General features: G+C 53.9%; 17 protein-coding genes and 1 tRNA gene. 4 read left to right on the top strand and 14 right to left on the bottom strand.

The features are described from left to right. Positions 1–7: 7 nt before the first annotated feature. The 8 genes from ACR0BT_RS17065 to ACR0BT_RS17030 all read right to left on the bottom strand — a co-directional run bounded on the left by ACR0BT_RS17065 (position 8) and on the right by ACR0BT_RS17030 (position 12,341). The gene (locus ACR0BT_RS17065; protein ID WP_480763654.1) at positions 8–2,587 is read right to left on the bottom strand and encodes a calcium-binding protein; all 2,580 of its coding nucleotides are present in this window, start codon (positions 2,585–2,587) and stop codon (positions 8–10) included. Positions 2,588–2,664: 77 nt separating this feature from the next. Then, the gene (locus ACR0BT_RS17060) at positions 2,665–4,059 is read right to left on the bottom strand and encodes a nucleotide sugar dehydrogenase (RefSeq protein ID WP_480578422.1); all 1,395 of its coding nucleotides are present in this window, start codon (positions 4,057–4,059) and stop codon (positions 2,665–2,667) included. A gap of 182 nt (positions 4,060–4,241) precedes the next feature. Further along, the gene (locus tag ACR0BT_RS17055; RefSeq protein ID WP_480763653.1) at positions 4,242–5,660 is read right to left on the bottom strand and encodes a mannose-1-phosphate guanylyltransferase/mannose-6-phosphate isomerase; all 1,419 of its coding nucleotides are present in this window, start codon (positions 5,658–5,660) and stop codon (positions 4,242–4,244) included. Positions 5,661–5,759: 99 nt separating this feature from the next. Then, the gene (locus ACR0BT_RS17050; RefSeq protein WP_480763652.1) at positions 5,760–7,337 is read right to left on the bottom strand and encodes a glycosyltransferase; all 1,578 of its coding nucleotides are present in this window, start codon (positions 7,335–7,337) and stop codon (positions 5,760–5,762) included. Continuing rightward, positions 7,330–8,766: an HlyD family secretion protein gene (locus ACR0BT_RS17045; RefSeq protein ID WP_480763651.1), complete on the bottom strand. Its 1,437-nt coding sequence runs from the start codon at positions 8,764–8,766 to the stop codon at positions 7,330–7,332. The genes ACR0BT_RS17050 and ACR0BT_RS17045 overlap by 8 nt, the downstream gene beginning before the upstream one ends. Before the next feature lie 535 nt (positions 8,767–9,301). Then, positions 9,302–10,666 carry an alpha/beta fold hydrolase gene (locus tag ACR0BT_RS17040; RefSeq protein ID WP_480763650.1) on the bottom strand — a complete coding sequence of 455 codons (1,365 nt, stop codon included), beginning with the start codon at positions 10,664–10,666 and terminating at the stop codon, positions 9,302–9,304. A gap of 479 nt (positions 10,667–11,145) precedes the next feature. Beyond that, on the bottom strand, positions 11,146–11,685 hold the full coding sequence (locus ACR0BT_RS17035) for a luciferase domain-containing protein (RefSeq protein ID WP_480753975.1): 540 nt from the start codon (positions 11,683–11,685) through the stop codon (positions 11,146–11,148). 65 nt (positions 11,686–11,750) lie between these two features. Continuing rightward, positions 11,751–12,341, bottom strand: coding sequence for a YceI family protein (locus ACR0BT_RS17030; RefSeq protein WP_480763649.1), 591 nt, complete (start codon positions 12,339–12,341; stop codon positions 11,751–11,753). 124 nt (positions 12,342–12,465) lie between these two features. On the opposite strand from ACR0BT_RS17030, the gene ACR0BT_RS17025 reads away from it, so the two are divergent. Beyond that, a complete protein-coding gene (locus ACR0BT_RS17025; RefSeq protein ID WP_480763648.1) occupies positions 12,466–13,047 on the top strand; it encodes a TetR/AcrR family transcriptional regulator in 582 nt (193 codons plus the stop codon). 195 nt (positions 13,048–13,242) lie between these two features. Here ACR0BT_RS17025 and ACR0BT_RS17020 read toward each other — a convergent pair whose 3' ends face one another. Continuing rightward, positions 13,243–13,824 carry a TetR/AcrR family transcriptional regulator gene (locus ACR0BT_RS17020; protein ID WP_480763647.1) on the bottom strand — a complete coding sequence of 194 codons (582 nt, stop codon included), beginning with the start codon at positions 13,822–13,824 and terminating at the stop codon, positions 13,243–13,245. Between the two features lie 86 nt (positions 13,825–13,910). Here ACR0BT_RS17020 and ACR0BT_RS17015 point away from each other — a divergent pair, with 86 nt between their 5' ends. After that, positions 13,911–14,384, top strand: coding sequence for a cupin domain-containing protein (locus ACR0BT_RS17015; RefSeq protein WP_170512635.1), 474 nt, complete (start codon positions 13,911–13,913; stop codon positions 14,382–14,384). Positions 14,385–14,645: 261 nt separating this feature from the next. Here the strand turns inward: ACR0BT_RS17015 and ACR0BT_RS17010 are convergent, their stop codons facing one another. Then, positions 14,646–15,287, bottom strand: coding sequence for a TetR/AcrR family transcriptional regulator (locus ACR0BT_RS17010; RefSeq protein WP_170597208.1), 642 nt, complete (start codon positions 15,285–15,287; stop codon positions 14,646–14,648). A 171-nt stretch (positions 15,288–15,458) separates the two neighbouring features. On the opposite strand from ACR0BT_RS17010, the gene ACR0BT_RS17005 reads away from it, so the two are divergent. Then, positions 15,459–16,535: an efflux RND transporter periplasmic adaptor subunit gene (locus tag ACR0BT_RS17005; RefSeq protein WP_480763646.1), complete on the top strand. Its 1,077-nt coding sequence runs from the start codon at positions 15,459–15,461 to the stop codon at positions 16,533–16,535. Between the two features lie 12 nt (positions 16,536–16,547). Next, on the top strand, positions 16,548–19,691 hold the full coding sequence (locus ACR0BT_RS17000; RefSeq protein ID WP_480763645.1) for an efflux RND transporter permease subunit: 3,144 nt from the start codon (positions 16,548–16,550) through the stop codon (positions 19,689–19,691). A 286-nt stretch (positions 19,692–19,977) separates the two neighbouring features. Here the strand turns inward: ACR0BT_RS17000 and ACR0BT_RS16995 are convergent, their stop codons facing one another. The 4 genes from ACR0BT_RS16995 to ACR0BT_RS16980 all read right to left on the bottom strand — a co-directional run bounded on the left by ACR0BT_RS16995 (position 19,978) and on the right by ACR0BT_RS16980 (position 22,708). Continuing rightward, positions 19,978–20,328 carry a hypothetical protein gene (locus ACR0BT_RS16995; protein ID WP_170465216.1) on the bottom strand — a complete coding sequence of 117 codons (351 nt, stop codon included), beginning with the start codon at positions 20,326–20,328 and terminating at the stop codon, positions 19,978–19,980. An 88-nt stretch (positions 20,329–20,416) separates the two neighbouring features. Beyond that, on the bottom strand, positions 20,417–20,992 hold the full coding sequence (locus tag ACR0BT_RS16990) for a hypothetical protein (protein ID WP_480763644.1): 576 nt from the start codon (positions 20,990–20,992) through the stop codon (positions 20,417–20,419). Between the two features lie 192 nt (positions 20,993–21,184). Then, positions 21,185–21,261 (bottom strand) — tRNA-Arg (locus ACR0BT_RS16985). Positions 21,262–21,325: 64 nt separating this feature from the next. Next, entirely contained in the window at positions 21,326–22,708 is a 1,383-nt protein-coding gene (locus tag ACR0BT_RS16980) for a sensor histidine kinase (RefSeq protein ID WP_480562667.1), read from the bottom strand. Positions 22,709–22,720: the final 12 nt, after the last annotated feature.

Raw genomic sequence — 22,720 nt, 5'->3', positions numbered from 1 at the left:
GGGGACTTCAGAATAGAAAGTGATCGTAGAGTTGGTCGAAATCCGACGCTACGCCTTCAAGGATCAATGTCGTATCCGGTGACAAAGTTACGTAGACATCGGTCCCGCCCACGATTTCAGCGTTGGCATTAAACCAGTCAGATGTATCAGCTCCGCCACTATCGATGTTGAGCGCACGCAGATCGAGTAAATCGCCATCGCTGAGCGCAAAGTCTGTGATCGTATCGGTCGACCCATCCAGATCCTCATCGCGGAAAATGAACCTGTCTGCATCAGCGCCGCCGGTGGCTTGATCACCCCCTGCGCCCAGGTAAAGCCGATCTTTCCCTGAACCGCCGTCCAAAACGTCGTTACCGCTGGAGCCGTTCAGATAATCGTTGCCAGCGCCCCCAATCAACTCGTCATCGTCAGAACCACCCTTCAGCGTGTCGGAACCCTCACCGCCAGCTAATGTGTCGTTTCCAGATCCGCCATCCAGAGTATCCGCGCCGAGACCGCCTATCGCGGTATCATCACCCGAGCCCCCAGAGAGGCTGTCGTCGCCCGCACCGCCATCTAGGTTATCGTTGCCAGATCCTCCGGATAGCGTGTCTTTTCCGTAGTCCCCGGACAGAAAATCATCACCGGATCCACCTGACAAATTATCACTGCCATCGCCACCGTTCAGGACATCCGCACCAGACCCGCCATCGAGTTGGTCATCGCCTGTGCCACCGAACATCTCATCATTGCCCGAGCCACCGTCCATAACGTCTTGGCCGTCTTCACCTCGCAGTGTGTCAGCTTCGGATCCACCGCGGAGTGTGTCATCGCCGTGACCGCCGATAAGGATGTCAAAGCCTGAACCACCATCCAAAATGTCGTTGCCGATCCCACCATCCAGCATGTCGTGCCCAGCCGAGCCCATCAGGCGATCGTCGCCCTGACCGCCGAACAACGAGTCATCGTCTTCTGTAAGAACATTGCCAAACTGGTCGTACCGCACACCGTCTTCGTCATATTGCGAGACAATGCCGCTGGCGGCACCGACGCCCGCTCCACCGTGCAGCAGATCGTTGCCGCCATCCCCTTCAAGCACGTCGCCTGAACTACCACCCGTCAGGGTGTCTGTGCCAATCCCACCGTATAGGGCATCGCCACCAGCATTGCCCGAAAGATCATCATCGTAGCTCAACGCGCCTTCGGTAGTCGCAACAAGTGTCAGATCCTTGACCAAAACGCTTGCATCCAAATCGACGGGCGCAAACGGACTGGTTGCTGTCGGGTCGGCGGCACCATCATTCGAATACGATTTCGGCGCCTCTTCGATAAGGTGCAAACTAGCCTCGCCGGTCACATCATCTACGATGACCTGGAAAATCGCGCCTGTTGCAGGTGTCGAGTCATCCATGTCGTGGTCGCCCGAGTTGCCACCAACAAACAGGTTTCCGTCTGCGTCAATGATTGCAGCTCCAAACGTCATTAGCGGGACTCCATTCAGGACTTCACCGTTAATCACTGTCGATGTTACTGAAACCGTTCGAAACTCTGGTTCGCCCGAAGAGATATCAACGATCAACATAACCGTAGCTGCACCTTCGGAACTTGGGCGAGAGACACCGTAGAACGACTGTGAGGCCGCGTCGAACGCAACATCGTAGACTTTGAAATCCACAAGATCGGATGGCAACTTGTACACTGTGGTTACCGGGTTTCCATCCGTATCGAACTGATCAACATCAATGACTGCGATACGGTCCATACTGGATTGAAACGACCAAAGGTTGCCCTGATCATCAAAATCCCCGGTCCAAGACCGATATGGTGTGCTGCCAACACGGTAACTGTTTCCTTCGGCGTCCAGCATCACCAAATCAGAGCGGCTAACCACCTGTCCCAGTGAATCCACACCGTCGCCTACTGCGATGGCATACAGAAGGTCGTCTTCTGTATTGTAACCCATCGAGTTCACATTGACCGTGCCCTCGACGCCGGCCATCTCATAGGCTTGGGTTTCGACATCAAACACCTGCAGTGTTCCATTTAGAACCTGATAGAGATTTGATTGCCCATCGGCGAATGCGGAAACCGTCACGGTTTGCCCACCAATCTCGACATCCTTGTCATAGTGAAACGCAGGACCGGACGTATCAATTGTTGGACCGTTGCCTGACACATCAATCGATCTGATCGATATGGTCGAGCGGTCATCATCAGCTGTGAATTGAACGGAATGAGATCCGAAGGCACCGCTCAGAGAAGAAAACTCAGCCACCACCTCACCATCGACCAGCACTTCGACGGCAGCACCGGAACGACCTGCAGCAAAATTTGTCGCGAGATCCAGGTTCAGTTCATAGACCCCGCCCGCTTCGGTCGTAATCTGCTGCTCCATCTGTTGGTGGCCGTTTGCAAGATCAATCAATCCCCATTCGCCGTTCTCGGCGTAGTCGGAAAAACTGACAGCACCTTCTGTGCCGTCCAGCAAGTTTGCCTCGGCATAGTCACCGTGCAACACATCATCGCCAGCTTGCCCTTGGATCTCATCGTTTCCGGCAAGCCCTATCAGGGTCTCCTGCTCACTTCCGCCAACAAGTTGATCGGACAAACCCGTTCCTGAAATTACATTTGAAGATACCGCAGGCATCATTTCACCTCTTACTTTCAGCTATTTGGAGTAAAAATTTACCAACCGATGCCGTCGATCCGACGGTTCACCGGGTTCTCGGGGAACAAGCGCACCACATCCACGACCGGCATCTCTGGTTTACTGGAAACGGCGTTCTGATAAGCGGGGTTGCGGTGGCAGACGATGACAGCCTCGGCCTGTTCCATTACGTCTTCTATGCTGTCACAGAGCATCGATTTGATAGATCCCGCGAGACTTCGAATGCCAGAGCCAGCGTGATGCATGTAGGCTTGCAACCCACTCAGAGGGGTTTCTTTTGTCACCGCCGGATCATGTAGGACCAACTCCACCCCCTCGGAATGGAGCTCGGCCATGACTTCCAGAATTGGGCTTTCGCGCAGATCGTCCGTTCCAGGTTTGAAAGCCAGCCCCAGAACCCCAACGCGCTTTGCCCCCGTTTTTCGCAGCATCTCGGTCGCTTGATCGATTTGCTCTCGGTTTGAGCGGTCAAGGTTGCCGATCATGGGGAGTTCGACACCCAGTTTTTCAGCGATATGTGTAACCGCCCGCACCTCTTTCGGCAGGCATGAGCCGCCATAGGCAAAGCCCGGCTTCAGATAGTAAGGGGACAGGTTCAGCTTTGTATCTTGGGTAAAGACATCCATGACCGCATGGCTGTCCACGCCCAGCGGCTTGCACAAGCGGCCGACTTCGTTGGCAAAGCAAACCTTGGTCGCGTGCCATACATTGTCGACATATTTGATAGTCTCAGCCACTTCAACTGTTGTCAAAATGGGATTTGGATCAACCGGTGCGAAGATGCGCTTCATGACTTCCGCAGTGCGAAAATCGTTGGTGCCAAGCACTGTTTTCGGAGGGTTATGGAAGTCATCTATGGCGACGCCTTCCCGTAGAAACTCAGGATTGAAGCACACCCCAAAGTCTTGGCCCATCTTCTTTTCTGAAAGCCGCTCAAGGATCGGGGCCAAAACGTTCATCGTGGTTCCGGGCGGGATCGAACACCGCATGGCGAAGATGTGGAATCCATCTTTTTGGCGAAGGCCAACTGCCATCGAGCGGGCGGCCTGTTCAATATAGCTATAGTCGCAGCCCCCGTCCGGAGCGGTTGGTGTTCCTACCGACACAAAGGTAACGTCGGTTTCGCGTACAGCTGCGCTCAAATCGTCCGTCGCAGAGATCAGCCCCTTTTGAACGCCCTGTTTCAGAGTTGAGCCAAGATTTGTTTCGTGGATCGGGCTTTGACCGCCCGCGATCTGGCTCACTTTGTCAGGGTCGATGTCAACACCTACGACCCGATGCCCAAGTGAGGCCAAACAGGCGGTTGAGACAGCGCCGACATAGCCCAGCCCCACAACACTGATCCGGGGTTTTTGCGAAGACGTCGGTATGACAATTTCGGCGTCTTTCTGAGTAATTTTTCTGAGTTCCATAGATTTACCTCCGATTTAAATCCAAGGTAACGCGCTGATAATTTTGAGAAATGTATCGACAGACTATCTGGAATGCGCAAATGACGCCGAATATATACGAATGGTCATGAAACCCATACGACAGAAAAAACCCGCGTGAAAATCCACACGGGCTAGTCTTCAGGAGGGTGGTGCAAGTGAATCTAAGCTACAGCGACACGGTCATAGATATCCTCGTATCTCACAATGTCGTCTTCGCCTAAGTAACAACCGGATTGAACTTCGATCAGATGCAAAGGCAGTTTCCCCGGGTTCTCCAACCGATGGACAGCACCCAGCGGGATGTAGGTCGATTCATTCTCGGAAAGCAGGCTGACTCTGTCACCAACCGTCACGGTTGCCGAACCACTGACGACAACCCAGTGTTCGGCTCGGTGCATATGGCTTTGCAGGGACAGCTTGGCACCAGGCAGAACCATGATCCGTTTGACCTGAAACCGAGGGCCCAGCGACAGGGTTTCGTAGTAACCCCAGGGACGATGGCACCGACGGAACATCTCGGCCTGGTCGGAGCCTTCGTTGCGCAACGCTTCCACTACCTTGCCGACTTCAGCACTGTGCGACATGTCCGCGACCAGAATTCCATCGTCGGTCGCGACTGCAACGATGTCCTTCAAGCCTAGTCCGACCAACTTGATATCCGGGTTTTCCGACCTCAGCAGGCTGTCGCGGCAATCAATGGCTGTCGAATTTCCAGAAGTGACATTCGCCCCCTCATCTCCCTGACCCTGATCCTTCACCGATTTCCAGCTGCCCAGATCGGACCACCCGCAGTCCAATTCAAACGCCACGACACCGTTTTCGATATGCTCCATTACCGCATGATCAAACGAGAGGCTCGGGCAGCGGGAAAAGGCGTTTTGATCCATTCGGTAGAAACCCAGATCCTTTTGACCAAGAGCCAACGCAGCCTCGACCGGTGCAGACATGTCAGGGGCAAAAGCTTCAAATGCCTTTAGAACGGTATCAACTCGGAACATGAACATCCCGGCATTCCACAGCCAGTCACCGCTGTCCAACATGCCCTTGGCGGTTTCGGCATCGGGCTTTTCCGCAAACGCAGAAATCAGCAGAGATCCTTGGTAACCGCCTGCAACCCGTAGGTACCCGAAACCCGTCGCGGCATGATCGGGTTTGATCCCAAAGGTGACGATCTTACCGCGTTTGGCTGTTTTTTCAGCGCGCACCATAGTCCGGCGAAATGCCGGCACGTCATCGATCGCGTGATCGCTGGGCAGGACAAGCAGGATCGTTTCCGGCTCTTCTTTGTACCGCAAAGCAGCTGCCAGAACCGCAGCGGCGGTATTGCGGCCAACAGGTTCCACGATCAGTTCAGACTTTTCGGCATCAACATCTGCCAATTGTTGTTGAGCAATAAACCTGTAGTCTTCGCCCGTCACGATCAGTGGTGCCGAAAATCCAGGCTCGGCCACACGTTCAACTGTTTTCTGAAACAGGCTGTTGTCGCCATCCAGTTCGACGAACTGCTTTGGGTAACTCTTACGAGAGACGGGCCAGAGACGGGTGCCGGAACCACCAGCAAGGATAATTGGCTGAATCATGTGAAACCTCATCATTACAAGTCTGATTCCAGATTATCGGCCCCCGCTCTTATTGCTGTGTGTCATAGGCTTAAGCTCACTATCGAAAGGATAGGTCTATTAGCCGAACGGCATCTCGATCAGACCGACATAGATCAGGATGGCGGTTAAAAACGTCAGGATAGCGGTGACCATCTGGAACTTGGCAAATCCGCTTTTTAGTGTCTCGGCAAAGCCCGATCCACCGCCAGAGCTTTGGTTGCCTCTGTTCGACCATTTCTGTTTGGATAGGTGAAAGATCATGTAGATCTTGACCGTCGCGTTGATCACTTGATTGAGATACAGGATGAACGGCCAACTCATATCCGCGCGCCTGCTGTATCCGAACAGGAACAGACACAGCACGATCCGAGAAAACAGCACCCAGATGATGCAGTTCCAGAAGTAACCTGGCGCAATCAGGCTGCCGACAACGGCCATGACCGGACTGACCATCATGGTCCACATGGCGATCCTTTGATCAACGACACACCACCAGATGAAAAACGGCATTGCGGTCGGACCAAGGGCGATTGCGCGGCTGCCATTCCGCAGCATGTTGCCCGACCAACGGCGGAAGTTCTGAACCATCCGCATGAGGCCGTTTTCCTTGATGACCTCAATCGTGTAGACCGTGGCATCCGGCACATAGGTCATTTTCGCACCCACGCTCAGCAGGCGATACCAGGTTGATTTGTCATCCCCGGACAGAAACCGGAAATTACCCCAAAGCCAGTGATGCAGGTGATCCGCCTCGATCGTGCGAATGAATTTTTCGTCCAGAATATGGCGCGCGCGAAACACGCTCATTCTCCCCGTCAGCGTCAACACACGACCCGACAAAGCATGGCTTTGCATCGCAAGGCGACGCTGGGCGAACCGCATGTCCAGCCATTTGGCGATCCAGGCCGGGCCATAGCATATGACCTCTTCATCTGTGGTCAGCGCCTGTAATTCTGGATCGCTTGCAAACATTGGCAGGGTTTTACGTAGAACATCCCCGCCAAACAGGGCGTCGCCGTCCATAAAGATCACCAAATCATCAGGCGAAGCACCGGATCGACAGATCGCCCGCAGGATCAGACCAATCGCCATTCGCTTGCCCGGCTGGTTCTGACGGATGAATACAAGCGTCGCCAGATCATCCGGGATATCCTGCGCATAGGTTTCGACAAAGTCGCGAATGACCTGCTCATCATATGCACTGCCTGTACCGATATAGATCGTCGTCGGAATCCGTTCGCGGCGGATTTGTCCAAGGATGGACCCCACAACACGTTTGGTGATGGAGGGTTCCTCAAAATAGGTCGTCATCTGAATATGAAGGCGTTTGGGGCGCCAGCCCGCATCCCAAATTGCATCCGCCCGGCGCCGCATGCCCGGCCATTTGCCTTTCGCATAAATCTGAGCCCTTAACGCATGGGTAAACCACCAACCAAATCGCCAGAACCCAAGTGTTCCAAGGACCATCGTGACGTGCAAAACACTCGGGTTGAAGAACCGGTTCGATACATTCGCCAACAGCCAGAGCAGCCCCATAAACAAGAGCAAAAACAAGGTGAACTGCGGTAGTGACCACTTGCAAAAATAGTTGGGAACATTTGTTTGCAGCTCCCTTAACCGCCAAGCCAGATCCTTGTCGAACTCATATTCAGTCATCGGATCGGCCCACACGTGGGTCCATGGACTTTATCCAGGTACGGAAGCGTGTCCCCAACTGCCGCTTTGCTTCCAGATTCACCGGGGCTCCCAACCGCAATTGGCTTTTTGTTTGTTTCGAGGACAGGCCGATTGCGCGAACCGAGACAATGATCCCGAACTCTCCGGGCCGTTCAGGGTTGTCCCCTGCGCGCACGTCCCAGACCTCACCAGGAATGGTGATCTTCTTTCCCTTCTCATTGAAGCCGATGGTTGCGGGCATGCCGATGTAAATCGTTTCAGCAAACCGTTCCGAGACCCATCCGATCGTCATGCGAGGCTCAGCCGTTTCAAAGAGCAACTCGTCTGCTGTGCCACCAAATGGCTGGCCTTTCCGAACGATGAAATCCTGAACAATCCCATCCGTCGTCGCGCGAACATGGTTGTTTTCTATCTTCTGTTGCTGAGCTTCTTTTGTTGCTTCCAAGGCCTCTACGGCGGAGGCGCGATTGCGTTCTTCGGCTTCCAGCAAGTTTGTTACGATCAATACCGGATCGACCGATTGCGCAAGCTCAGGGTTGCGCTCACGAAGGCTGAGCCATTGGCGCCGTATATCGTCAAACCCGCCGTCTTGTACAAACTCTGCATAGAAGCGCATGGCTGCTGCGACCCGTTCGGCCAACACCTCCGAGCCAGATTGGGTCCTAAGATCATTCAAGGCCTCAGTGATGTTGACGTGCTCGGTGCGCGCAAGTGCCAACTCCGTCTCGGTGCGTTTGAGGGCCGCCACAGCTTCTGCGTCACCCATCAAGAATAGAAGATCACCCTCTTGCACCTCCTGCCCGGTCTTGACTTCAATATGTTCGATGTAGCCGTTGGCTGAAGGGAAAGAAGAGATCATTGGGGCCAACACGCGCCCGTGTTGGATGTCAATTCGATCCAAATTGGTGAAAATGTTGTTTCCAATAACGCCAATCACCGCCGCTGCGATCAGCAGATAGGTCGCCACATTGAGTACAACACGCAAAGATCGTGGAAGAAATCTCGCAGGTTTCCGGAATTGTTCGCTTTCCGTTTCCTCCATCGGCACCAAGTCAACCGGAGTGTCGAGACTGGTTATCACATCTGCGCTGCTGGCCATTCGCCCAGACAACAGAGAGCGATAAAACAGAGCCAATGTCTCGCGTTGCCGACCGCTTAGACCTTCCAGCTGCACCGTGGAATTGGGGCCTGGCTTCGACAAACGTACCGGGAAGCGGATATCTACGCCTTGAAAAGGAACGCTAAGTGTCGCGGTTTTGGGGCATTCAGGCGCGTCGTCCGGCCATTCCAGTCCCGCAAGCGACCAGCGTTCAATCGCGACCACCGCGCCAGAGGGGGTTTCCACGACCAGCGGTGCTTTGACCTTCCAATCCAGGTCCGACCCCGGTGTTTCGTGCAATATACGCAATGTCGCCTCAGAAACTGTTGACAGGACTGAGGTAGCAACAAATCACAGCTTCTGACGGACACACGGACGCATATTTGTACGCAAATAAGATCGCTTCCGATACGAAAGTATATCAGGAAAATCTTCCTGGACCGCGCCAGAGCCTCTTATTGTGTTCTCGAACTTCTGCATTTGCGCTTTAGTTCAGAGGCGCGAGAATACAGCCTTGAGTTGAAACGCTTCACAGCAACAAACCGCAATCACCCTTGAGGCGGTTTTATGTGAAGCGATCTCTGGTTGAGTAACGGCCGTTCAGTGGAACAAGTACGAAAGGCTGCCTCGCGGACAAAGTTGCCATAGGCTCAATGGTTGTTGAGGACCGGTCTCAGCTCAAACCGGACATTCGTGACAAGACTTTGCAGTTTCCGAGATCAGGACAAAGCGGTCGATGACGAGAAGCTTAGAGTTTTCAAATTCCAGTATCGAAAATCAAAGGGCGCACGGCATCTTCTTACCTTCGAACAATAAAGGCTTGGCAAAGAACAACGTACACTGCTCAAATTGAACTCAAGAAACGCTCAATTTCCACTAGGGCTTTAGGCCAGGCAGGATCATACTCTGGCATCGTGTTGTTTGCTGTCTCAAGGCCAATAAAGCGCGCATTCTCGATGCCGGAGGCGAATATCCTACCTTGTTCAACACTGTGCATCCTGTCTCGATTAGCGTGCATGACAAGAGCCGGACAGGTGATCCGCGGAAGTAGATCGGTTACGTCGACCCCTGCGACCAGTGGTCCAATCTTGAGCCAATCCTGATGGTCCATTGCCACTTTCATAAACTCTGCATAAGTGCGCTGGTCATGCGGACTTGCGGTTGGAGCAAAAGACTGGGCCATCAAGTCTCTTGCAGAAGGGTATTCATCGTTCCAGCCTTCAAGACTCATATCCATCATTGCTTGCCCAAGAGCGGCAATTCCAGGCTGTGAACGCACCGCGAGTCCTTGTGCAAATCCACCGAGTAGAACCAACCCCGAAACACGGTCAGGATTATGTGCGGCAAAAGCCGCCGCAATGGTTGCCCCAAAAGATATCCCAAACAATGGCATTTTTTCGATCCCGACTGCGTCCAGTACGGCCTCAACATCTTCGACGATTCGATTCAAAGACACATCCTGCACGCCCCGCTGGGACAAGCCATTGTTTCTACCATCAAACCGATAAAGGCAGTGATTTTCAGAAAGCAGCGGCAACCACCCGGCGATGGTGTTCATCGTCCAATCGTATTCCAGATGCCTGAGCCAGTTTGGTGTGACCAGTAACTTTCTACCGCTTCCAGTGGATGTCCAGGCAAGCGTTGTACCGTCTTTTGATTTTGCAAAGCGGACGTCTTGAGAGTTAGCCAGCAGCTTGTTCTTTGCGTGTCTTTTGTCACCATCTAAATCAATAGAGTAGGCTTCCACTGGATTTGGAATTCCCTTCAACCGTATCGAGCTTTCTGGTCGCAAAGCAACCGCCAGCGAAGTTCCTGCAACTTCAGCAGCTGTCTTGCTGACGAGACAACTTCCAATATGCGCGCTGGATTGAAGGCGCGACGCAACATTCACGGCCTCTCCGAACAAGTCTGCGCCATTTGGCATTACGTCGCCAACGTGGAGACCTCCTCGAAGTGTTACGTCTTCATCTCTCATCTGATTGAAAATCTGGCTGGCAGCATTAATTGCGTCAGTGGCTGCAGCAAACTCAACCAAAGCACCATCTCCCATCAGCTTGAATATTCGTCCATTGTTTTCATGGACCAACGGTCTGATCACATCGTCCAAAATGCGTTGTAGAGTGTTCAGCGTGGTCTCAGCATCCTCTGACATGCGCTTGGTATATTCGACGACATCGAGGCTTAGGATCGCAGCAATTTTCCGCTTCATCAGTCGATGTGATCCTTTTAGCTAAACCAATTCCTCTGAACCAAAATTAACAGACGAATAGATTTTTGTGGCTAAAACATGTGCCTGGGTATTTTGCTAAGCCGGCAAGTTCCAAAACTTGCGTTGAAACACACAGCCGAGCAAAATGTCTAATTGGCTGGCGAAACCTAGAATTGAGGTGGAGTAGTTAGCGCGTTTCGCGTTACTAACAAAGGTTCACTTTGCAATATCCATTCTGAAAGTGTCAGCCCGTTGCTCTCTTCATCTGTGACCGATGGCGGCCCGAAGCGGAACTTCGACTCTGAGCTTTGCAAAATCTAACAAGCGGACGGCCGCTTCCATTAGTGTGAATGGCTTGAAGGTATCGAGCGCTTCGCCACGGCGACAATTTAGTAAAAAATGACTATGAGAAACAAGGTGGCTGAAACTGCTCTCTGACAGGAAACAGGTGTCCCCGCACACTTTCGCACAATTCGAGCTTAGCCCAATGTCTTGCCGGTGATGAAGGTGTACGAGCTTTCTACCAGATCGATGACGACATCCAACTCTTCTGGTGTGGTCGGTGTATATATCAAGACAAAGCCGCTCCACCCAGGACGTTGCTTGGCCCAAGGGTGAGCTACGGCCCAGCCAGCCTCAATTGCCCGCCGCGCCATTGCCGGATGCAGCGAAGCGTGCAAGCTGCCATCAGGATGCATATGCGCAAATTCAAACCCACCGACGATAGAGCTCGGTTGAGACAACAACATGTCGGGATCAAGCTGAAAACCAATTGCGCCAGGTAGTGATATGCGTGTGGGGCCAAGTGTAACCCCTGGGAATTGAGCAACTCGCTCCAGCAATAGCTGGGCCAATTCGGCATCAATTTTGACACCAATCTGAGTATGCGGTACGCCGCTTGTCGTTTCAGGACGGTGCGAGGTGCGCTCCGGCAAAGAGCGCTCTTGCGCGGACGCCATCGAGCACATCAATGCCACTACCGTCGTCGCAACCGCCAATGTTCTCAGGTGCACATTCATTTTGTTGTCAGCCCGTCAAAAGTAAAGATTGAGTGCTCAGCGCGGTTTCGGTGCCCCTGCACGCATCATTCAGCTTTTAACGCCTCGATATTGATCAAGAGATCTATTTCGTTGCTCACCGCTGGTGCAAAGGCCCCAAGTCCGAATTCAGACCGCACGATAGTCGCCGTTGCTGCCAGCCCCAAGGTCGGTGTGCCCTCCTTTTCGCCAAAAGGGTATGGCGCTGACTTGTTAAGCGTTGTTTCCAGAACAACAGGTTTGGTGATGCCATTCATGGTCAGGTCGCCAGAAATATTCGCGGAATTGTCCCCGGTGACTTCGATGCTGGTTGAGGCGAATGTGACCACGTCACCGTCAGTCGCGCCAAAAAAATCATCGGACATGAAGTGTTGCAAACGGGCATCCCAGCCCGTGATCATAGATTTTAAAGGCATAGACACTGTGACAGATGATGCAGACGGATCATCTTCGTTGAACTTTATCTCACCGCTAAAACCTGAGAACATTCCAAATGTTTCTGAGAACCCGATGTGGTCGTAGCTGAACAATACCTGGCTGTGTCCAGGATCCAGCTCGTAGGTGCCACTCTCGGACAAAGCGGTTGTCGGGCCCATCGATAAGAGTACCGCCAGCGGGGTTGCTGCCACTTTGAACATTGATACGCTCCCATTTTGACAAGACGTGTTTGTGGAATTGAGTTTTGCGATTTAGGTATTGGCTGACCATACTTTTAGGGCAAAATGTTCTACAGCGCAACAAAATGTTCTACAGGAGGGGCGATTGAAAGAAGATCCCAGGCTGATCGCCACACGACAGGCCGCACTTGATGCGGCGCAAAGGATACTGATGGATGCGGGCGTGCTGCACGTAACTCATGGCGCGGTTTCAAAGGCAACGGGCATTTCGCGCAGCACACTTTACAGGCACTGGCCAGATGCGCGCGGTCTGCGTGATGCAGCATTCAGGCGCATCGCAACACCGCCTAACATACCACCCAAAACAGATGGCCCGCTGCGATCTGACCTGCGCTGGTTACTCGGAGTACTGATGGGAGCCTTGAATGACACACCATGGGGCCAAATTGCGCCTCAAGTTGTCGCTGCTGCGTCCACCGATGCAGAAGCGCGCTTGGTGATCACTGAATTCATGAAAGACAGGTTCGCAAGTGTTGAAGCCGTGCTTTCAGCCGCAATAGATCGGGGTGAGATCGCCGCCGACGTTCCGGTTGACCAATTCATAGAACTGGCAGTCGCTGCACCTTATTTCCGCAAGCTCATTCGTCACGAGGCGCTGAACGAAGAATGGTTGGACAAACATGTCGATCTGCTTTGCAGTATCGCGAAAACCAATTCAGGACAGTGACCATCGCCTGACTTTGCAATCACAGCGACCTTCAACTGGCGCGAAATTTCGACAGAACAGCAAGTTGTGATCAATAGCCTGTCCAGCCAGTTCCTCATAACTGCTGCTCCAAAAGGTCTCGGCAAACGTTCGCTATGATCGTTCGTTGAGGATTGCAAAGTCTGCTTTCTGCGCATTTCTGTAATTCGGCCCTCCTCAGTTTTTTGGCAAGTACCGATCCAACAGAGCGTCGACCAACCCTTCCTGAAGTTGGTAACCAGTTGCTTCGTCTACACGCAGAATGTCTTCAAGAATGATAAGTTGTTCCATTCCCGTCGTCATGGACAACCGCTTCGCCAGGTCGTCAACGTCCTTCGGCTCCATCAATGAATGAATTGGCGCTAGTGCTTCAGAAAAAGCCGTCACTCTTCTGGCGCCACGCATTTTAACCGTTCCTTCCTCAAGTGATGCCTTGAGTGATTCAGCCAGAAACTGCCTGAAGTGCGCCTCGTGAACCCGAGAAAAATCCAGATAGTAGCGTGCGACCACGTGTACGCGGCTCCTGACGTCATCCAATCCCTTGAGAAGCTCTGACGTTGGCGTGACGTCTAGATCAAGCGTCGCGTCCAAAGCCAAAACACTTGGGTCAGAAAAGTAACGATAGACCGTTGCGCGGCTGGTTTTGGCGCGTTCAGCGACTTTTGCTAGCGTGACTTCCTTTCCCTCCGACATCAATTCTCGAGCGGCCGAAAGAAGTGCTTCTCGCGTTCGGTTGATTTGATTTGTACGAGGTGCCAATCCCAAGCCCTTTGCGAAACACTTGTCTCATAAGTAGATTTATGTATCATAAGCCGAGTGTGTTTCAAGTAAAGGGAGTCGCAGTTATGACTGAACCTCGCCCGCGAGTTTACCATCTTCTTGGGAACCTTTTGACCTTCCACGCCTTTCCCAGTGAGACTGGAAATCGTTGCACAATCGTTGAGATAAAGACGGCTCCTGGTGCCGGTGCGCCGCCCAATCATCATGCAGGCGAAGATGAGAGCTTCTATGTGCTAGACGGTGAGTTCGAGTTCTTCGTAAATGGTGAGACAGTCAACGCAAAAGGTGGTGATTTCGTCAAAGTCCCGGACGGCGCAGTGCACGCCTTTACATGTACTGGGGAACGGCCTGGGCGGCTACTTTGCATCAACGCCCCCGGCGCTATGCATGACACATTCTTTACTGAAGCTGGTGAAACAATGCCTGAGGGTACGACAGATATTCCGGCGCCAGATGGACCGCCAGATATTCCGGCGATCATGGCCGTAGCGGACCGAGTGGGAATGACGATCCTTGCGCCAGCGGACATTCCCAGCTAACGAATGCGATTGCATAACTCCGGGTTGCGGAACGGAGGCTTTGGAACAAAGCTTCTGCCGTACACCCTAACTTGTAATACTGGCTCAACCCGAAGCCGACATTCACGACGAGACCTTGCGATTCTGGATAGCCGACATTGGCGGCGCTTTCCAAAAAATGTCTTCTATGTGAACCAGAGCAATCGTTTAGGCGCAGGCGTGACAGCGGCTTAGATCGTCTGCTATCAGTGCTTGGTTGAATTCGTTTTAGCGTGAGAACGCTCAACTCAGCATTCTTTCCGAAACGTCCTCAAGAAGGGTATGAAGATCGAATTCTTCACCTTTCTCCGCAAGCCCTTTGTCATGCAAAATGAAGGACAGCCCGTGCACGAAACTCCACAACAAAAAACCACGGCGGCGAACTTCGTCTGTGATTCCCGGTTCACCGAGACATTTTGCTACTTCAGTCAAAAGAATCCCGAAACTTTGCTGGCCGCCTTCCTCCAGCCGGGGATCCGCGATGCGGTCTGTGAAGCCGCCAAATTTCAGTCTGAAGATCCCGGGCTCATTTAACGCAAAGGCAATATACTCCATCCCTATGGCAGTAATGCGCTCGGGAGATCCTTCAGGAACGCCTTCCAGCGCAGTAAGCATTTTGTCTCGGTGCCGATCCATTCCCTCAAGGACAGTGGCGACCAGCATTTCTGTCTTGTCTTTGAAGTGCTTGTAAGGTGCCGCAGTCGATACGCCCGCGCGTCTGCACGCCTCGGATACGGAAAAACTGTCCGGACCTTTTTCTTCTACCAACTGTCGGGTTGCTTCGATCAGTGCAGCGCGGAGATCACCGTGATGATAGGCTTTCTTGCTGACTGAAGGACCAGCCGTTTGTCTGCTAGTCGAATGATTTTTTTCGATGCTGCTCATGATCCAACATGTGCCAGATCACGTATCTCTTGTCAAAGTGAGAACTTCTAACATATGTTAGAGATGCTAACTTGATGAGGTCCCCAAATGCCGAATCCTGCCAATTCATCTACTGAAGCGACCAAACCGAGCCTATTTGCACGTGTGTTACGCGGCGCTGTGCGTTTGGGAGTGACCGTCAGTTTTATAGCCGTTGCAGCGGCCGCCGTTCACTTTGGCGCATCCGAGCTCACCCGTAGAGCGGAGGCGGTGCCCGCACCGGATGCCGCCGCTGTGACCCCGGTATCCGTGACGCCGATAACGTCCGAGAGCGCTTACACGGTCGACCGTGTGTTCATCGGGCAGGTCGAACCTCAGCGTTCGGCAGATATCTCTTTCGAGCTGAACGGGACGCTCGATCAAATTCTGGTGGATGAGGGTGACAAGGTTGCCAAAGGTCAACTTCTTGCGACACTGGACATTGCACTGCTGGAGGTCGAACGCGACCGTCTGACAGCATCACGCGATGCCATTGCAGCCCAGCTTGCATTTGCAAGAAAGACGGTCGAGCGAAACGCGAAACTCATTGAACAAGGCTTTACCAGTCAAGCCCGTTTGGACGAAGCCGTTTCTCAGCAAGATGAATTGTTATCCAGAATTGGCGAGTTGGATGCGGCCCTGCGCGATGTTACCGTTCGGATTGAGAAATCCAGCATCGAGGCCCCATTTGCCGGTCAAATAACCGCGCGACACGTGGACGGTGGCGAAACTCTGCGCTCGGGCGAGCTGGTTCTGGGAATGGTCGAGGTCGTGTCGCCGCAGGTTCGGATCGGTGTTCCTCTCGATGTTGATCCGGCGCTTCTGACTGATGTTGAGATCGAAATATCAGCTAAAAACTACCGGGCTGAGCTTGCAACCTTGCGGCCCGATATTGACCCGGTGACCCGAACCCGCACTGCGCTGTTCGATCTGAAAAACGCTCCCGACGTTGCTTTCGGACAAACCGCACGTGTGCATGTACTCGATCCTGTCCAAAGTGCGGGAACCTGGGTGCCCACAACATCGCTGAAGGAAGGAACGCGCGGGCAATGGACACTGCTGGTTGCCGACGCGCAAAAGACTGTGCGCCTGGCGACGGTCGAAGTGCTGCATGCCGAAGACGACCGCGTCTTTGTGCGTGGCGCGTTTCCGGAAGGCACCGTCCTGATCGATCAGGGTCCGCAGCGGGTGAGCGTTGGTCAGCGCGTCGCCTTCGACACTGGCGAGTAACGGAGCGATCTGATGGAAACCCTAACCTTTCGCCATCCCCGGCTGGTTGCTCTCATCATTTTGGTGCTTGTGTCTGCAGGGCTGTCTTCGTTCCTATCGCTTGGGCGACAGGAAGACCCCACGATCACCAACCTCTTCGCAACCATAACCACGCAGTTTCCTGGCGCAGACCCCGAACGGGTTGAAGCACTGGTTACCGCAGAAATCGAAGAAGAACTGCGAAAGATCGCCGAGGTGGATGAGATCAGTTCTGTCTCCCGCTCGGGCGTGTCGGTCGTTTCTGTTGAATTGCTGGAAACACTAGACGAAGCCACCATTGAGCAGGTTTGGGCCGAGGCTCGGGACGCCGTGGAAGATGCGCGCCAGAACATCCCGGCAGGAGTATTGCCACCGGAATTCGATGCCGAAGGTATTGCTGCCTATTCCGCTGTCATTGCAGTTGCGGCCGAGGACCCCGACTTCCCGATAACTTTGCTGTCTCGTCATGCCGAAGCATTGGGTGACAGATTGCGCGCGATACCTGCGACACGAGCCGTCGACTATTTCGGTCAGCCAGAGGAAGAGGTGCTCGTAAGTGTCGATATGGACAAGGCCGCTGCGCTTGGGCTTGGCGCTGCCGAGATTTCCCAGCGGATCGCCGAAGCAGATGGGAAGGTTCAGTCTGGGCGGCTGCAATCCGATGTCGACCTAACCATTGGCGTCAGCGGAGAAATTGAGAGTCTGGATCGCATTCGGAGCATCGTCCTGCGTGAAAACGCGGACGGTGCAGTGGTGCAGCTCGGCGATATTGCCAGCGTAGACCGGGGCGCACGCGAACCGCAGTCCTCAATCGCTTTTGCCAACGGGATGCCCTCCGTTTTGGTCGGAATTCTGGCGCAGGACGGCGTGCAGATCGACCGCTGGACAGGCTTTCTACGGGATGAGCTTGAGGCCGGCGCCGCAGCGGTGCCTTTGGGCATGCAGGAAATACTGCTGTTTGATCAAAGCCAGTACACGACGGATCGTTTGTCAGAGGTTGGGGTCAACATGGCCATTGGCGTGGCTCTGGTTGTGGCAGTTTTGTTTGTTACGTTAGGTGTTCGGGCAGCCGCGATCGTGGCTCTGGTTTTGCCGGTTGTCTCATTGGCGACCCTGGCGACGATGAACATGATCGGTTTGCCCATTCACCAGATGTCCGTGACGGGTCTGATCGTTGCCCTCGGTCTGCTTGTTGACGCAGCCATCGTGATGACCGATGAAATTCGACGTCGTCTGCAGGATGGGATGGAGCGACTTTCAGCCGTGCGAGATGCTGTTCGCCGGTTGGCCGCGCCTTTGCTGGCGTCGACCGTCACCACGGCGCTTGCCTTCACGCCGATGATCTTGCTGCCGGGACCCGCCGGCGACTTTGTCGGTGCCATCGCTATCGCCGTGGTGCTGATGCTTATTTGGTCCCTGGTTGTGGCCTTGACTGTGACTCCGGCGATTGCGGGCTGGCTACTGTCCGATCGCCCAGACGCAGGAATGCTGAGCGGCGGTATCAGCATCCCGCCACTTGCCCGTATGTTCGAGGCCTCAATTCGATTGTCAGTCACCAATCCGGTGCGATCTATCGCGTTGGCATTGATCTTGCCGGTGCTTGGCTTTGCGGCCTTTCCAACGCTGACCGCGCAATTCTTCCCGGGCGTCGATCGCAACCAATTCTATATCGAAGTAGACATGCCGGGTGGAACGTCAATTGCCACCACCGAAGCAACCGCCCGCCAAATCGATGAAATGCTGCTGGCTGACGACGGCGTCAAAAGTGTCTACTGGACCGTCGGAGAGTCCGGCCCGGCATTCTACTACAACATCGTTGGAAACCGCTCACGAGAGCTTGGGTTTGCACAAGCTATGATCACGACCGGCACGGCCGAAGACGCCGCCCGCCTTGTTGGAACGTTGCAGAGTCGTCTGGATACCGACTTTCCTGACGCGCAGATCATCGTTCGCAGTCTTGTTCAGGGCCCTCCGGTCGCCGCACCGGTTGAAGTCAAAATTCAGGGGCAGGACATCACGGTTTTGCGTGATCTGGGCGACGAGGTGCGTTCAGTCATGGCCAATCTCGATCTGGTAACCCAGGCGCGCGCCAGCGTGAACGGCGGCAACCCACAAATCCGGTTCGAGATTGATGAGGTCAAGGCGCGTCTGCTGGGACTGGATGTGGCGGATATAGCTGGTCAGCTGGACACGGCGCTTGTTGGCATTACCGGTGGATCACTGATCGAAGGGACCGAACAGTTGCCGGTGCGTGTTCGACTGGGTGACGAGGTGCGATCAGACCTAAGCGCCATTGTCAGTATGCCCATCCTGCTGCCCAATGCTGCCGCCGTATCCGCCACAAGTGTTTTCCCTGCTGTGCCGTTGTCGGAACTAGCCAGGCCGGTGATCGAACCAGCGGAAAGCGTCATAACCCGAACGGATGGCGTGCGCGAAAACACTATCCAAGCGTTTATCGTCCCCGGTGTTTTACCCGAAGAGGCGTTGCAAGACGTACTAGAAGCGCTTAATGCGTCCGGGTTTGTGTTACCGCAAGGCTATTCGATGTCCTTAGGTGGCGACAGTGATGCCCGATCCAACACCGTGGGCAATCTGCTTGCCTCTGTTGGATTGATTGTCACCCTCTCCATTGCGACCATCGTTCTCACCTTTAACTCGTTCCGGCTGACGCTCGTGACCTTGCTCGTGTGCGTGTTGTCTGCAGGCCTTTCAATGCTGTCGCTGGCCGTTATGCAATTCCCGTTCGGAATAACGGCGATTATCGGTGTCATCGGCTCGATCGGGGTTTCGATCAACGCGGCGATAATAATTTTAACCGGGTTGCAACAAGACGTTGACGCAAGCCAAGGCGACCGGGTGGCGATGGCGCGTGTTGTGACTGGTTCAAGTCGGCATATCATCTCGACAACGGTCACAACCTTTGGTGGTTTCCTACCCCTGATCATAGCTGGAGGAGCATTTTGGCCGCCATTCGCCGTTGCAATCGCTGGGGGCGTACTGTTGTCGACTGTCGTATCGTTTTATTTCATTCCGCCAATGTTCGCCTTGGTGCATCGTGGAAAGCTTGACCAACCGCTTGAGGCAAACAACCAGCATTCCCAGCCTCAAGAAGCTATTGTTGCGCTTGTGGCAGAGTGAGGATCGAGACTACTTCTCCTTGCAAATTGGTATGTTTCAAAGCCGTCGTTGTTCGAAGCGGGGTTCACTTTCTGCTATGGGCCGCACGCCGGACTTTGCAAAGTCTGGTTTCTGCGCATCGCTGTAATTGGGGCATCGCGCAGCATCGGTCAAAGTGGGCTCCTTCGAGTCATTCGCCGCGTTCCGCCTAAATGTCTGGTTTTGAGTTCTCGGAGGGAAGGCCTTAGATAGAAGCCAATGGACATTGCTGAACGGGTGTTACGTGAACCACCTCCTAGTTGCATCGTCACCCATCTTTGTCCTCATCACTCCAGTGTCCAATCTCATAAACGCCCTGCTTTTTCATGCGACGTATGAACGATAGGTAGTTAACTACGCGGTCGATCTCATCCAATTTTCCGGTGGCATAGGCGACCGCAATCATCTTGAATTGGGCCTCAAGATCTTCCGCAATTTTTTCGTCTCGTCGAGCGAGACCCTTTCCAGTCCCCAAAGAAGCAGTAGTTGTTTTGTCTTCGCTCCACATCTCATCGAGATAGGCCTTTAGATTAAGCGCGGGAGTATTCGCGCCCAGCTTGCCTACGGCCTCCCATATTGGTTGAAGCCGTTCAGTAAGATTTCTTCGACTGCTAGTCATTTTTCTTCACCTCGCGGTACAGCAATTCAACGTAGTTGCCCCAATCTATAGACCGCCACTATTTCTCATGAGAATGTGTGGCGGAGCATCAACCTTGCTCCGCCGCCTGCTTATCTTGGTTCCAACTGTCGTGGAGACAATCTGTTTGGATCGAAGTTTTACCCCCCATCGTCATTTCCCGAACCACATCTCGTGTCTCGTTCGGGTAGGCACGAACAAACCCAGCCTCGCAGGGGATAGTCTCAACTTCTCTGCGATCCAATGCCGGACCCAAATGGACCGCTGCTATCTCAAACTGCCGCGCCAATTGGCCCAGCGTTACGTAATATTTTTCAAAAGCCTGAATACTCTCTTCAGTGATGTAGCAACGGTAGTGCTGCGTGTCCGGGTTTCGCATTTTTTTCTGCTTTAGGTATCCACCATCCCGCAACCGCCGGATCGACCCGACACTAATTCTCAAGCGCGCCGCCGCATCCATCAGAGACAGATCGCCGGAAAACACGCGCTCCGATTTCTCCAAGATCTCAGCGCAGTCGATAAGAATTCCAGCCAACCCTTCCACGTCCGGATCTCTCCAAACGCCGGTCAGTCGGCCTGCTACCCAATCAGCGACAACGCGAGCCAGGGCCACCTTGCTCTGTCGGCTGTACTCCGAGAGGGGCATCCGCGTTCGCCACGTGGCAGATCAGCAGGAACAGGCGCCTTCGGCGTCTGATCTGCAAATCAGCCCTGGTTTTCCCAAAAGGAAGTCAGGATCAACAAATTCGGCATGGGTTCTGGATGAAGAAAGTGAGGCGAAAATGGCAAGGTTCTGTCGCTGGTGGCAGAACTATGTGTCGCCCTACAAGAAAACCAGTGGCGGACCGAGGAGGATTCGAACCCCCGACCCCTTGATTCGTAGTCAAGTACTCTATCCAGCTGAGCTATCGGTCCGCGTTGGTGAGGCGGTATGTAGACCCGAGGCCAAGGGCGCGCAAGTCGATTCTTCAAAAAAACTTCAAAAAGTCATATCGCCGCGTGGAAGCCTTATTTCAAAGGTGGTTCCATCAGGCCCTGTGTCTTTCAGAAACAGGTCTCCGCCGTGACCCCGCACCAATTCTTGCGAAATCGCGAGCCCAAGTCCCGAGCCGCCTTTGCGAACACCACCCTGAAATGGTGTAAACAGATTCTCTCGGGCCTTAGGAGGCAGGCCTGGACCCGTATCGCTGATTTCGATGCACCAGTCGGCTTCAAGCTCAGATGCAGACACTGTTACGCGCCCCGCCTTACCAGAGACCAAAAGCGCCTGACGGGCATTGCGCACAAGATTCATGACAACCCTGAAAATCTGTTCCGGGTCGGCACGGATAACAAGATCCTCGGGTACGTCGTTCACGATCTCAACGCAGGCATCGGCAATGGCGAGTTGTTCGCTGGCGACAACATCTGCGGTAACGTCCCGCAAGCGCACCATGGTCAGGGTTGGGGCTGGTTCTTCGGCGCGTCCGAACGCCAAGGTGCTTTCGCACAAAGAAACCGCCCGCGTGATCGAATTGACAAGTTTGGGTGCCATTCGCGCCACCAGGGGGTCATTGCTGGCCTCAATTCGATCGGTAAACAGCTGAGCAGACGTCAGAATGTTGCGCAGATCGTGGCTGACCTTGGCCACCGCCCCGCCCAACTGGGCCAGACGTTCACGTTGTTTCAGGGCCTGGGTCAGATCGGTTTGAAGCATCTGCAGGGCCTCTTCGGCCTCGCGCAGTTCGGTCACCTTTGAATTGGGGGAGATGATGCCGCGCGCATCCTCAGGTGCGCTGGCATAGCGCTGCATGTAGCCAACAACGCTTTTGATTGGACGCACCAGTACCACGCGCACAGCCAGAAACAGGAACGAGGCCGTTATGATTGAGATCACAAAGGACAGCCCAAGGATGCGGAGCCCATAATCCGTCATGGCCATGCGCAAGGGCTCACTGTCCATTGTCACCTCGATCAACAATCCTGCGTCTTTGACCGGCGCGCCGATCACACGAATGACCTCGTTTTCGGGGGTAAACAGCCTCGAGACCGCATCACGGATCAGCACCCAAGCGCTGGCATTACGCAAATCAAAGGTCTTGGTGATCTGGGTCGGGATCGGTGAAGACAGCATGAGCTGACGCACCTCGTCGCGGCGCAATACGACGTTATAGACCCCCGCATTTGACAGCAATTCCGCTTCAAGCTCATCAGCCAGCATATCGTCGGCCAACAAAGCAAGCGAGGCGATCTGGGCGCGTTCCAGCCGGTTCAGCAGAAAATCTTCACGGAAACGCGCGATCGAGGGCACAAAGATCAGTACTTCGGCCAACATGACGAAGACCGTCGTCAGGATCAGAAATCGGCCCGACAGCGAGTTCACTTTGCGCTCCTC

Source organism: Ruegeria sp. CJ6 (assembly GCF_056536665.1).
The sequence above is the reverse complement of the archived record's forward strand: the minus strand, read 5'-3'. Positions and strand labels throughout refer to the sequence as shown.

Coding starts and splice junctions, on each gene's coding strand:
- ACR0BT_RS17060 (WP_480578422.1), bottom strand. CDS start 4,059: ATGGAACTCAGAAAAATTACTCAGAAAGACGCCGAAATTGTCATACCG.
- ACR0BT_RS17055 (WP_480763653.1), bottom strand. CDS start 5,660: ATGATTCAGCCAATTATCCTTGCTGGTGGTTCCGGCACCCGTCTCTGG.
- ACR0BT_RS17050 (WP_480763652.1), bottom strand. CDS start 7,337: ATGACTGAATATGAGTTCGACAAGGATCTGGCTTGGCGGTTAAGGGAG.
- ACR0BT_RS17040 (WP_480763650.1), bottom strand. CDS start 10,666: ATGAAGCGGAAAATTGCTGCGATCCTAAGCCTCGATGTCGTCGAATAT.
- ACR0BT_RS17035 (WP_480753975.1), bottom strand. CDS start 11,685: ATGAATGTGCACCTGAGAACATTGGCGGTTGCGACGACGGTAGTGGCA.
- ACR0BT_RS17030 (WP_480763649.1), bottom strand. CDS start 12,341: ATGTTCAAAGTGGCAGCAACCCCGCTGGCGGTACTCTTATCGATGGGC.
- ACR0BT_RS17015 (WP_170512635.1), top strand. CDS start 13,911: ATGACTGAACCTCGCCCGCGAGTTTACCATCTTCTTGGGAACCTTTTG.
- ACR0BT_RS17010 (WP_170597208.1), bottom strand. CDS start 15,287: ATGAGCAGCATCGAAAAAAATCATTCGACTAGCAGACAAACGGCTGGT.
- ACR0BT_RS17000 (WP_480763645.1), top strand. CDS start 16,548: ATGGAAACCCTAACCTTTCGCCATCCCCGGCTGGTTGCTCTCATCATT.
- ACR0BT_RS16995 (WP_170465216.1), bottom strand. CDS start 20,328: ATGACTAGCAGTCGAAGAAATCTTACTGAACGGCTTCAACCAATATGG.
- ACR0BT_RS16990 (WP_480763644.1), bottom strand. CDS start 20,992: ATGCCCCTCTCGGAGTACAGCCGACAGAGCAAGGTGGCCCTGGCTCGC.